The 15,004-nt window shown below is 50.9% G+C and carries 1 protein-coding gene; it reads left to right on the top strand.

Annotation, left to right across the window (positions count from 1 at the left end; translation table 11 throughout):
• Positions 1-84: 84 nt before the first annotated feature.
• The gene (locus WC980_04455; protein ID MFA5794301.1) at positions 85-14,910 is read left to right on the top strand and encodes an SDR family NAD(P)-dependent oxidoreductase; all 14,826 of its coding nucleotides are present in this window, start codon (positions 85-87) and stop codon (positions 14,908-14,910) included.
• Positions 14,911-15,004: the final 94 nt, after the last annotated feature.

Here is a 15,004-nt window from a genome sequence, read left to right as displayed (position 1 = left end):
CTCTTAAGAGTCTCTTATTAGTCCCTGTTAAACCGTAGTTTTAATCTGTGTAATCAGCGGCTCGTATTAGTTCGTGGTAAAACTATGAAAAAAGCCATTATCATCGGGGCGACCTCGGGCATCGGCCGGGAGCTGGCCAAAATCCTGGCTCAGAATGATTACCTGGCCGGCATCGCCGGCCGGAGGGTTGAACTGCTGGCCAGCCTGCAGAAAGAGATTCCCGCCAAGACGCACATCAAAAGAATTGACGTTACCCAGACCGCCGAGGCCGTGGGTTTTTTGGATGAACTCATCAAAGAGATGGACGGAGTAGACCTGGTCGTCATCAGCGCCGGGGTCGGCCATATAAATCCCGACCTGAATTGGGAACTGGAAAAAGAGGCTATAGATGTCAACGTGGCCGGGTTCACGGCCCTGGCCGGCGTGGTCTTCCGGCATTTAATCCAACAGCGTTCCGGCCATCTGGTCGGCATCTCCTCAATCGGGGCCATCAGGGGTGCCGGCGTATTTACCTGGATACCCGACTATACCCAGGCCGGCAGTTATGAAGTGACCTTTAAGGCAACAACCAACGGTTTGTCAGACACCAAGACCATAACTATCACGGTTAATAATGTAGACAGAGCCCCTGTATTAACCTTACCCGGAAATCAGGCCGTGAATGAGAACCAGCTTTTGACATTTACGCTATCAGCCACAGACCCGGATGGTGATGTGATAAATTATTCAATGACCCCGGTGCCGACCGGCGCGGCATTAGATTCAACCACAGGTGTATTTTCCTGGATGCCTGATTACACCCAGTCAGGTAATTACACGATAACATTCACGGCAACAGCCAATCTTTTGACCGATGCCAAGACCATAACTATCACGGTAAACAATATAGACAGGGCGCCGATATTGACCTCACCCGGCAACCAGACTGTCAATGAGAACCAGCTCTTGACATTTACACTATCAGCGATTGATCCTGACGGCGATGCCATAATCTACTCAATGGCGCTGACCCCAACCGGAGCGAATTTAAATGCGATTACAGGCATCTTTTCCTGGACACCGGATTATGACCAGTCAGGGAGTTATGAAATAGCTTTCAAGGCTACGGCCAATAGCCTGTCAGATACCAAAACCGTGACCATAACGGTGAATAATGTGGACCGGGCTCCGGTTTTGGCATCCCCGGGCAACCAGACCGTAAATGAGAACCAGCTTCTGACCTTTACACTATCAGCCACAGACCCGGACGGCGATGTGATAAGTTATTCAATGATGCCGGCGATAACCGGAGCTATCCTGAACGAAACGACAGGCGCATTCAGCTGGATGCCTGACTATACCCAGTCCGGCAGCTATGAAGTAACTTTCAAGGCCACAGCCAACGGCTTGTCAGATACCAAGGTCGTGACTATAACAGTAAATAACGTGGACAGGGCGCCGGTTTTAGTTTCACCGGGTAACAAGAGTGTGAACGAGAATCAGCTCCTGACCTTTACGCTATCTGCAACAGATCCGGACGGAGATGCCACAACCTATTTAATAGAAGCTGCCCCAACAGGTGCAACATTAGATGCCGCAACGGGTGTGTTCAGCTGGACGCCGGATTATACCCAGGCCGGTAGTTATGAAGTAACCTTCAAGGCAACGGCCAATAGCCTGGTAGACACTAAGACCATAACGATAATAATTAATAACGTGGATAGGGCACCGGTACTGGCCTCGCCCGGCAACCAGACCGTAAACGAAAGCCAGCTTTTAACATTCATCCTGTCCTCAAACGACCCGGACGGGGACAACATAACGTATTCAATGATTCCTGTGCCAACTGGAGCGACGTTGGATGTCGCAACAGGCGCATTTGCCTGGACACCCGACTATACACAGGCCGGCAGTTATGAAGTAACCTTTAAGGCAACGGCTAATAGCCTGTCAGACACCAAGACTGTGACTATTACGGTAAATAATGTGGACAGGGCTCCGGTACTGGTTTCACCGGGCAATCAGGTTGTTAATGAGGGGCAGTTGCTTACCTTTACATTATCAGCCACAGACCCGGATGGCGATACCATAGTATATTCAATGTCGCCTGTCCCGGCCGGGGCGGCGCTGGATACCGCAACAGGAGTGTTCAGTTGGACGCCGGACTATGGCCAGACCGGCAATTACACGGTGACCTTTGTTGCCGCGGCCAATGGATTAACGGATTCGAAGGTAATAATCATAACGGTAGGCGATGTGGACAGGCCGCCGGTTTTGACATCGCCTGGCAATAAAACTGTAAATGAAAATCAGCTCCTGACCTTTACGCTGTTAGCTACAGACCCGGATAGCGATGCCATAACTTATTCGATGACACCGGCGATAACCGGAGCTGTCTTGAACGAAACGACAGGCGTATTCAGTTGGACGCCTGACTACACCCAGGCCGGCAGCTATGAAATGACCTTCAAGGCCACATCCAACAGCCTGTCAGACACCAAGACCGTGACCATAACGGTAAATAACGTGGATAGGGCGCCGGTTCTGACATCTCCGGGTAATAAGAGCGTGAATGAGAACCAGCTTCTGACCTTTACGCTGTCAGCTACAGACCCGGACGGCGATGCCATAACCTATTCAATGACGCCGGCGATAACCGGAGCTGTCCTGAACGAAACGACAGGCGCATTCAGCTGGACGCCTGATTACACCCAGGCCGGCATTTATGAAGTGACCTTCAAGGCCACATCCAACAACCTGTCAGATACCAAGACTGTGACCATAACAGTAAATAACGTGGACAGGGCTCCGGTTCTGGTCTCACCTGGCAATCAAGCTGTTGATGAGAACCAGCTCCTGACCTTTATGCTATCCGCCACAGACCCGGATGGCAATACCATAGCGTATTCAATGGCGTCTGTTCCAACCGGTGCGACGTTGGATGCTGCGACAGGCGTATTCAGCTGGATCCCCGACTACACCCAGGCCGGCAGCTATGAAGTGGCATTCAAAGCCACAGCCAATGGTATGTCAGACACCAAGACTGTGACTATAACAGTAAATAACGTGGATAGGTCTCCGGTTTTGACTTCACCCGGCAACCAAAGCGTAAACGAGAATCAGCTCCTGACCTTCACGCTGTCTGCTACGGACCCGGATGGGGATACGGTTGCTTACAGCATGACGCCGGTCATAATAGGCGCAGCGCTTAATGCCGATACAGGTGAATTTATCTGGACACCGGATTATGACCAGTCAGGGAGTTATGAAGTGACATTCAAGGCCACAGCCAACGGTCTGTCAGATACAAAAACCGTAATTGTCACGGCGAATAATGTAGATAGGGCGCCGGTATTAGTTTCTCCGGACAATAAGAGCGTAAACGAGGACCAGCTCTTGACATTCACTCTGTCCGCAACCGATCTGGACGGGGATAGCATAACATATTCAATGACTCCTGTGCCGACCGGCGCGGTATTAAATGAGATGACAGGCGTATTTACCTGGACGCCTGACTACACCCAGGCCGGCAGTTACACGGTGACATTTACCGCCACAGCCAATCTTTTGACTGACACTAAAACTATAACCATAACGGTAGATAACGTGGATAGGTCGCCGGTATTGGCTTCCCCGGGTAATCAGGTCGTTAATGAAGCCCAGCTTCTACCCTTTATATTATCAGCTACGGATCCGGATGGTGATGCCATAACATACTCTATGACGCCGACGCCAACTGGAGCTGATTTGAACGTGACCACTGGTATTTTTTTATGGACACCGGATTATGATCAAGCCGGGAGTTACGAAGTGATCTTCAAGGCCACAGCCAACGGCCTGTCAGACACTAAGACTGTAATCATAACGGTAAATAACATAGACAGGGCTCCGGTGCTGGTCTCGCCTGGCAACCAGGCCGTAAACGAAAACCAGCTCCTGACCTTCACGCTCTTGGCTATGGATCCGGATGGCGATGCCATAACCTATTCAATGACGTCCGCAATTATTAATGCGGTATTGGATGAGTCAACCGGCGTATTTAATTGGATGCCTGATTATACTCAGGCCGGCAGCTATGAAGTAATCTTTAAAGCTACAGCCAAAGATCTGTCAGACACCAAGACCGTGACCATAACGGTAAATAACGTGGATAGAGCACCAGTACTGACTTCTCCCGGTAACCAGGCCATAAACGAAAACCAGCTCTTGACCTTTATACTTTCTGCGGCAGACCCGGACGGCGATGTGATAACTTATTCAATAATGCCGATGCCAGTCGGCGCGATATTAGATTCTGCCACAGGTTTGTTTAATTGGACGCCTGATTATAACCAATCCGGTAACTATGGAATAATTTTTAACGCCACAGCCAACGGGCTTTCAGACTCTAAAACCATAACTATTACAGTAAATAATGTGGATAGGGCTCCGGTATTGACATCACCCGGCAACCAGGTCGTAAATGAAAACCAATCTTTGACTTTTGCGCTGTCGGCTGTTGATCCGGACGGCGATATTGTAACGTATTCGATGGAATCAATCCCGGTAGGCGCGATGTGGAATTCCACGACGGGTATTTTCGACTGGACACCCGGTTATACCCAGGCGGGCAGTTATGATGTGACATTTATGGCTATGGCCAACGGTTTATCAGACAGCAAAACCATAACCATAACCGTTAATAACGTGGACCAGGCGCCGGCCTTAAGCATACCGGGTAACCAGATTGTGGATGAAAATCAGATCCTGATATTTACTATTTTTGCTGCGGACCCGGATGGTGATGTCGTAACTTACTCAATGGATCCGCCCGTTCCGACAGGAGCTGTTTTGAATCCTGCTACCGGCGAATTCATCTGGCAGCCCGACTATACCCAGGCCGGGAGTTATGAAATGACGTTTAGGGCCGCAAGTAACCTTCTTGTCGACACCAGAGTTATGACCATAATGGTAAATAACGTGGATAGGTCTCCGGTTCTGGTTTTGCCCGGCAATCAAACTGTAGATGAGAATCAGTTACTGACTTTTGCGCTGTCAGCTACAGACCCGGATGGGGATATCATAACCTATTCAATGATGCCGATGACGGCCGGTGCGAATCTGGATCCGATTACAGGCGTATTTTCCTGGACCCCTGATTATACCCAGGCCGGCAATTATGATGTGACATTTATGGTTACAGCCAACGGTTTGTCGGACACACAAACAGTAATCATAATCGTCAATAATGTTGACCGGGCGCCGGTATTGGTCTTACCCGGCAACCAGAGCGTGGATGCAAACCAGTTCCTGACCTTTACAGTATCAGCTGTAGATCCGGATGGTGATGCCGTAACCTATTCAATGGAGCCGACCCCGATAGGAGCAACATTAGACCCCAACACCGGTTTATTCAACTGGACACCGCAAAGCTGGCAAGAGGGCAGTTACGACTTAACTTTTATAGCCACGGCCAATGGATTATTCGATTCCAAGATGATAAATATCAAGGTTCTCCATCCGATAGCCCGGCTGGAAATCACCAACGTCCCGGTACAGGCCATGGTTGGTCAGTGGATATTCGCGACGGTCAGGTATCTTGATGCCCAGAATCTCCCGGTTACGGTCACCGGCAGGACCGTGGTGATTACGCTGACCGGTCCGGCCATAGACCAGGATGGCCAGCCTCTGACGTCTACCTACAATCTGGAATTTAACGACACATCAGAAGTTACCACCACATTTGCCTTTACCACAACCGGTCCGCAGATGATGAACGCTAGTGATATAGTCAACCCGATGGTATTTATGGATAACAAATCCGTCAACGTCACAAACGCCCCGATGTTGGTGGCAAAGACCGGTGGTGATAATCAGCAGGGACTGGTCAATACCATGTTGTCTGATCGGTTCAGCGTGCGTTTGACTGACGCCTTCAGCAACCCGGTTCCCCAGATGTCCACCATCGAGTTCCAAGTCATTAAAGGCAGCGGCCTTTTTGCCGACCCGCCCTCTAAAACAGAATTGGAAAAGGCCTATAACGACCACAAAGGTAAAAACTCAAAAGTCCCGGTAAAATCCGAACAGCCCAAATTTAACGGTTATCAATTGCCTTACGAAGCCACAGGTACTGAATTCCGGATCAAGGATAACCCCGTTTCGCCTAATCTCAAGATTACCTCCAGCCAGCCGATACATCTCTGGCTCACGGCCGTGGCTAACGCTGTGTCTCTGCATATCGAGCCGCTTGCCGGTTCCGCCGGCCAGGCCGATATCACCGTTAACGGCATCGGCGATTTCTTCAAGACAACCGATACCATATACTCGCATCAGGATGGTGCATTCCAGAAATCATTTGATACCAGGAAAAAAATCCGCTGGACCCAGGACCTCAGCGCCAAGCACCACGTTTATTTCATGGCATCCAGGGGCACGATAGAAATAGGACAGAACACTATCCTGACATCTGATATAATGGACAATATCGTCGTCACCGCCGACAATATTACCATCGACGGCAACGGCCACGCCATTACCAGCCCTATGCCGGGCACCGGTTACGGCATCTATCTTAACGGGCACAGCAACGTCACCATCAAAAACTTTTACATCTATAACTTCCAGGTCGGTATTTGGTGTGATGGCGGCGGGAATAACAAGTTCCTCAACAATCGAATTATAGATGCCATCGGCGGGTATTACTCAACTTATGGAATTGAGTTCACCGGATCTGTCAGTAACACGGTCAATAATAATAAAATCTGGAATACCACCAGCGGTATCCATGTTTGTATGGATGCTGTTTCAAATATCCTGACCAACAACGAAATTACCCTAAAAACAAGCGGTATGGATGGAATATGGCTTATCAGCGCAAACGGCAATACCGTGGCCAACAACAGTCTGACAAATGGACGGGGTATATGCCTGTACGCCCCCTGCACCGGCAATGTCATTGCCAACAACACCTTTTCAAATAATTCAGCGGCTATGGATATATGGGGCGCGTCCGATAACAGCATCCGCGGCAATATCATCAACAACTGTGCCGGATCGGCTATCCAGGTCAAATCATTTACTGCCTGGCCAAACACCTATTACCCGCGCCATAACCAGATTGCCGAAAACGCCATCCAGAATAGCGCCCAGGCCATTTACCTGGAAAATTCCGACTCTAACTATATCAGTTATAACACCGCCAACTCGAATTATTACGGGCTCTATCTGGCAAATTCCCCCAATAATTATGTTTTTCAGAATAACTTTTTCTACAATTATACCCGTAACGTATGGTCTAATACGCCCGTTGAATTATCGTTCAATAATCAGGGTAACTACTGGGGTCATGACTACCCGTTGTATTTTATTCCGGGCGGAGATTCCAACCGGTCTGATGTGGTGGACAGCTACGCCCAGGGTAGTCATGTTATGGTTATGCAAAACCGCTGTGCCGTGACTGTTGGTCCAATGGGCGATGCTACTGCTTTTTGGCCGTTCCAACTGGGCGAACTGGGCAACGATACCTGCGTCATTCAGGCCTATGCCCGGGGTATCAATCCTCTGACGCCGGAGGTTATCCCCGTATTCTTCACCGTGAAATCATTCTACGATATCCTGCCCGCGCCGGTTATGACCTCAGCCAGGGTTGTTTCTGGTACGGTTTCTTATACCCTCGAAGGTATCGCGGCCAAGGGCTACGGTTACCAGGTTCAGATAGAATGTTCTAGCCTGCCGGTTATTCCAGCGCTTGAGGTCGAGCCTTTCAGCGGTAAATGGAAAACCTGGCCGATGGCTTTGACTGAAGGCGTCTATAATTTTACCATGCAGACAATGGACACCATCAATTTACAATATTCAACCGTTGTAACGGATAGTTTCACCGTGGATATGACGCCGCCGGGTGTTACAATCAACAGTTTGTTACCCAACCCGATCAGCATCTATTCTCTCAACCTGTCCGCCACGGCCATAGATGCGTATACCACTATAACCCGGGCTGAATACTGGATAGATTCCGAATCTAACGGTAAAGTCGAGATTGCCCCGATTGATGGTTTGTTTAACAACCTGACCGAGGACTTCTCCAATTTAATTCCTACGACCAGCCTGGCAAACGGTATGCACGTCCTTTATGTCCGGGCCATGGATGCGGGCGGCAACTGGTCGGTTCCTGCGCAGGCCACATTCATCAAGGATACCACTCCGCCGGTGCCTTCAATCCCGGTGGTTACACCCAACCCGACCAATAACGACATCGCCATATCAGCCAACGCCGTAGACAGCCTGACCAATATCGCCCAGGCCGAATACTGGATAGATGCCCAGACCGACAGGTCCCAAATGGCCGCCGCAGACGGCCTGCTTAACAATCTTAGCGAAGACCTCTATGCCTTGGATATTCTGCAAAACACTACTGATGGTCAGCACACAGTTTCTATGCGAGCCCAGGATGCGGCCGGTAACTGGTCTGTTCCGGTATCCAGTCAGTTTATTAAAGATACCATGCCGCCCACCGCAGGCGTGATTGTAACGCCTTATTATGCCACTACTAATATCGTTTTAAGCGGCTATGCCGGTGATAACCTGACCAATATCGCCCAGGCTGAATACTGGATAGACGCCGAGGCTAGTGGTAAAGTTCAGCTAACCCCGATTGATGGCCAATTCAACCATCAACTTTATGAAAGCTTTAACTCCTCAATAAATATTTTAACACTGACCGACGGCCAGCACACGGTTTATATGCGCGCCCGGGACGCGGCCAACAACTGGTCCGAGCCGGTCACCAGCTCGTTTGTCAAGGATGCCGCTTCGCCGGGATTATCAATCCCGACGGTTACGCCTGACCCGACCAACCTTAACTGGACTCCAACCCAGTCCACGGCCAGCGATACTATTTCGCCCATAAACCAGGCTGAGTACTGGATTGATTACGAATATAACCCTCATTACCAGATGTATGCCGTGGATGGCACGTTTAACAGCAATACCGAAGATATCCGCGCGGATATAGCGACCACCGGCATGGCCGACGGTCCGCACACGGTTTATATGCGCGCACAGGACGCGGCCGGTAACTGGTCCGCTTCTATCAGCCAGCAATTTACCGTGGACAAAACGCCGCCTACCGAGCCACAGCTGGTCAGCCCCTCCGGCGACATATACTCCACCACGCCGCTCTTTACCTGGAACCCGTCCCAGGACATTACTGCCGTAAAATATGATTTCGCGCTTTCCGAGCAGCAGTTGGGCGGCGGCTGGGTAGTCCGTAAAACGGTTAATGACATCACTACCACCAGCTATCAACTGCCCGTGGAAGACACCCTGCCCCGAGACACCAATTACTGCTGGCAGGCTACGGCTACCGACGCGGCTGGCAACACCTCTACCACGCCGGCCCCTAAGGATTTTTGCGTCAAAGAACTGCCTCCGGGTCTTACCGGTATGTCGCCCAGTTCGGCCGAAGAGTATACCCGGATAACCACGCATTTCTATGGGGAAAATTTCCAGCCGGATACGAATTTCTTTGTCGGTACAACTCCGGTTGAAAATGTGACTGTGGATGCGGAAGGCATGCATGCCCAGGGTGAAATCACCGTGCCGCCGACCGGCACATATTCGACCAAGGCGGTTAATCCGGACCATCAGCAAAGTATCATGGAAGCCTCATTTGTTTCCACGCCACAAACTCCGATTGAATTAAAGTTAACGGTAACAGATTCCAAAGATGGTTGGACTAATATGGATGTCAATTGTGACAAGGACGAGAATAACCTAACTTCCGACAACGAAGTGGGTTCAGGGATAACGCCAACGGATGGTGATCTGAGGGATGCTACGATTAATATTACAGGTCCTACTGCCGCGTCCGGTATCTTAACAATCGCGATGAACTACGTGCCATTTGAAAAAAATCCCATAAGCCTTTATGACGGTACGAGCTACCCGCCGGCTTGGCCGATAATGACTGACCCGCAAACAATAGTCGTAGATTCGCTTCCATTTTTATTCAAATTCAAGATAGAAGGCCGGGGGGCTGGTGCCGTCCTTATTACGGCAAGTTATGCCCCGAAAAGTCCTTACATCAAACCGAGTGATGACAGCGAAAGCATCATGGTGTCGGATCCGGCGAGCGATTCCAAGGGCAAGAATAATGCTCAGGGCGATGACATCCTTGTCCATAATGGAGAATGCACCATCAACAACACCGACTTGGTCATCCCGGGCCGGGGATTTCCGTTAGCCTTTTCCCGGACATACCGGAGCCAGTCCAACTATGACGGCCCGCTCGGCTATGGCTGGGATTTCAATTATAACCAGTGGCTGGAGCCGGTCTATGACTTTAATAACCAGATGAAGGCCATGAAAGTACATACCGGACGGGGCAGCAGCCTGAATTACGACTATGTCAGCGGCAGTTTCATCAGCCCGATGGGTTGTTACAATTCGCTTCATTACGTGTCGGTGTCCGATTACTACGTTATTTTCGAGAAAGACCGCTCGCAGAAAGTATTCTGGAAATACGGGACCGAAGATAAATACCAGCTCAGCTCGATTATTGACCAGGCCGGCAACGCTATATCCTTAGGTTATTATCAGGGACGGCTTACTGCCATCTACGATACCTTGGGTCGGAATACCAACCTGTTCTATAACGCTTCTAACCGGATTGATACAATCCACGATTTTACCGGCCGTGAAATCCGGTATGGTTATGACGCCAACGGTGACCTGGTCAGCGTGACTACGCCGCCCACGGCCGAATACCCCATCGGCAAAACCACCAATTATTCCTACTGGACCGGACAGGCCTATTGGTTCCTTAACCACAATCTTAAGACCATTACCGACCCCAAGGGCCAGGTCTATATGGAAACAACCTATGACTCCAATGACCGGGCGATTATCCAGCGTTTCGGCCAGTCGAATAATTTCAGCTTTGATTATTCTTTGCCGGGCATAACCAGGATGACTGACCGGGCCGGCAACAACACCGATTACTATATCAACAGCGACGGCACCATCGCCAAGGAACGCCTTTATACCCGCGGTATTCGTCCGGGCGACCCGGCTTTCTACGAGACCGCCTACGGCTATAACACGCAGGGCGAGCGAAGCAGTATCCTTTTGCCCAAGGGCAATACCATCCAGTATGCATATGCTGAATATAGCAACATCCCCGAGCTGAGGGGTAATATGTTATCGGTCAGCCGTCATTCCACAGGTTCCGACCCGGTGATTACCAACAGCTTCACCTATAATTGGGCTGATGTCAAAACCGCCGTCAACGCCCTGGGTAAGATTACCACCTTCTATTACGACTACGAAGAAGCCACCCTGGGCGACCAGAACGGCGACGGCATCACCAACGGCGCCGACGGTAACGTGGTCAAGATAAAGTATCCCGACGTGACTCTTGGCCTGGGCGCGGCCAGCAATATCTTCGCGCTGTTTGAATACAACGATTACGGCCAGGTGACCAAGGCCACCGATCCCGAGGGCTACTACACCACCTACGAGTATTATTCCAGCGGTCCGATGAACGGTTACCTGCAACGGGTTAACCGCTTCATCGAACGCAATTTGGCCGGGCCTAAGGTCTCGTCCAGCTACGAATACGACGCCGTCGGCAACATTACGGCCATCTACGACAACAAGGGCGCCAAGACAGAATTCACCGTCAACGCCTTAAACCAGGTGACCGACACCTATTCCCGTCCGCCGGTTGCCGCCAACCCGACTATCCGCTACCACAGCCGGTTCCAATACGACGCCAACGGTAATATCGAGGTCGTCCAGGTTGAAAACCGCGACAAGGACTATAACGTCGTGGCGACTATGCCCTGGATAACATCCAACTTCACCTACACCATGCTCGACAAAACGGCCACCCAAACCAATTCGGTTTACGACGCGGCCAAGGCCTGGTGCCCGGCTTCGGTTATGTCCAGCTTCGGCTATGATAATAACGACAACCTCGAATACATCACCGACCCGCTCAATCATCAGGTCAAGAACAGCTACGACGAGCGTGGCCTGCTCTATGAAACCATCCGCGGCTACGGCACGTCCGACTGGACCAGCGTCAAGCGCAATTACGACGCCAACGGCGTGCTCCAGAGCGTTATGGACGGCCGGGGCAATACCACCACATTCAGCATCGACGGTTACGGCCGGGTCAACGGCTCGACCGACGCCAAGGGCAACGTCACCGAACTGACCCTGGACGTCCTGGGTAATGTCACCCGGATAGTCAAAAAGGATAATGCCGCCATAACCGTGGCCAAGGCCGAATACGGCTATGACGAGCTCAACCGCGTCTATGAAACGCGCCAGTGGCTCAACCTGCCGGCCGAAACCTGGGCCACCAGCCAAAAGCAATACGACCGCGATTCAAGGCTGGTCCGGGTGGTTGACCCCAACAGCCATAACTCGACCGTTACCTACGACGGCCTAGGCCGGGTTACCCGCGCCGAGGATAATAACGGCAACAAGGTTGATTACGCCTACGACGCCAATTCCAACGTTTTTACCGTGACCGAATCCGAAAAGAAACCGGACACCACCTTTGAGACCTTTATCACCACCAATACCTACGACGGTTTAGACCGGCTGATAGAATCCACCGACAACGCCGGCATCACCCGTTGCCTGAAATACGATTCCCGCGGCAACGTGGTTTATACCGTGGATGGCGAGGGCAATACCGCGGCCAATAATTACGACGGCTTGGGCCGGTTGAATTCGGTAGTGCGTGATATGCGCTCCGGCGGTAAGGGCTCGGGCAACATCTTCACGACCATCAGCACCGAAAACCGCTGGGATGCCGCTTCCCGGCTGATAGCCCAAATGGACCCGGGCGGCAGGGGCACCTATTACGAGTATGACGCTTTAAACCGCCTGCTCGAGGCGACCACGGCCATCGGCCAGCGCAAGATTGCTTACTCCAACTACGACGGCAACGGCAATGCCCAGACTATGATAGACGGCAACGGCTCGACCGTTACCCAAATATTTGACGAATTGAACCGGATGACCAATCGGAACATCTCGCCCGGTTTAGGCGTATCCAGCGACACGACCTCGGAAAACTTCGTTTACGACGCCCTGTCCAGGATTACCTGCGCATCCAACAACGCCTCTACCATCGGCCGTAGCTATGACAGCCTGTCCAACTTATTGACCGAAAGCCAGTATTCGATGGGCGTTAATAACAAGACCGTAACCTCTGGCTACGACGCCAAGGGCATCAACCGTCTGAGCCTGGGCTATCCGTCGCTGTCCCGGAGCGTTGGCTTTACTCCGGATAACCTGGACCGCATCCAGGGGCTTTCGTTCAACAGCCAGACCATTGCCAATTATACTTATACCGGCCCGGGCCGGGTCAAGGAGAGGGCTTACGGCAATAACACTAATCTCACGGTTGGCTACGACACCAGCCGCCGCGTCACGAACTACGAATCACGCACTACGGGCAACGACCTTATCGCCGGGTTCGAATACGCCTATGACCGCGAGGACAATCTCATCTACGAGAAGCGCCTTCATGAGAACAAGGGCGATGCCTTTGTTTATGACTCGATTTACCGGCTGACCGGAGTAAAGTACGGTATCCCGGCGGCTGATATCAACCCCTTAACCAGTTATGACAATTACCTGACTTTCGATAGGAGGGAGACCTTTAGTCTGGATGTTTCCGGCAACCGCACCTGGACCTATGACAGTAGTCTGCCTAACCCGGAAACTGTCTATACGCCCAATGACCTGAACCAATACTCATCCATCCAGCAAGGCGCAAACCCAGCGGTCAATCTGCTTTACGACATCAACGGCAACCTTACGGACGACGGTGTCAAGACCTATAAGTATGACTACGCCAACAGGCTGGTGGAGGTGCGCCAGAAGTCGCCGGACGCGATGATAGCCCATTATTATTACGACGTATTCGGCCGGCGGGTGGGCAAGCAGACCGTGGCCCAGACAAGCGTCTATTTCTACGACGGGGCAAGGGTGATTGAAGAAACTGACCAGACCGGCGTGACCCGCAAGCAATACGTCTTCGGCATCGGCATAGACGAGGTGCTGACTATGGAGACTTCGGGCGGGCAGAGGTATTATTACCACACCAACCTGCAGGGCAGTGTCTACGCCGTGACGGATAACACGGGGAATGTGGTGGAAAGATACAAGTACAGTGCATACGGCAAATGCACTATACTGGAACCGGACGGCACCACCGAGCGGGCTGACACAGCCATTGGTAACCGCATAACGTATACCGGCCGTGAGTATGACGCGGAAAGCGGTTTATATTACTATCGTGCGCGCTACTATAGCGCCGAGATGGGACGGTTCATAAGCAAGGACCCATTAGACGACGACAGTCTCTTTAATGCCTATGCTTATGTAGGGAATAACCCGGTGAACTTTGCCGATCCGATGGGGCTTAGGCCGAAGGGAATTGGAATGGCCGGGACAGGTGATAAGAAGATGACACAAGAGGAAATAGATAAGGCTAAAATGGATGCACAGAGTAAACCAGCCACTAAATTAGGCCAACCAGTAAATCATGACGAATATATTAAGAGGATTAGAAAAACTCTGACAGCAGATGAACTTGCTCTTGGAGACCTTCTTACTGAATTGCAAGAGCTTGAGCAAGAAATACTTAGAAAATGGGATTCTGCCCAGACACGTTATCCTGACAGATTTGGACCACGAGATAACGCTGGCGCAACGGTGGAAACGAAGGAAAAAACAGAGATGCGGGAAGCAATTATGACGCACAATGTAGGAAGGGCAACCGACTTTGAAAATTTGGGTGCTTGGCTACTTGCGAAAGATCTTGAAATAGCGTACGACAAAAGAGAAAAAATGATAAAAGAAATACAAAGATTGTTTAAAAATCTGACAGGAAGCGAATGGCCTAGAGAAGCATTTAGTGATCCATAAGGTTATATTAATTAATCAGATTAAATGAATAGTAAATTACTACCGATAAGGAAATGGATTAGTATTAGTTGCGTAGCAACGATACTATGCTGGT

It is taken from the genome of Candidatus Brocadiia bacterium (genome assembly GCA_041658285.1).
Lineage (GTDB): Bacteria > Planctomycetota > MHYJ01 > JACQXL01 > JACQXL01 > JBBAAP01.
The sequence above is the reverse complement of the archived record's forward strand: the minus strand, read 5'-3'. Positions and strand labels throughout refer to the sequence as shown.

Bases quoted from the DNA above. Each gene is read 5' to 3' on its own strand.
- WC980_04455 (MFA5794301.1), top strand. From the start codon at position 85: ATGAAAAAAGCCATTATCATCGGGGCGACCTCGGGCATCGGCCGGGAG.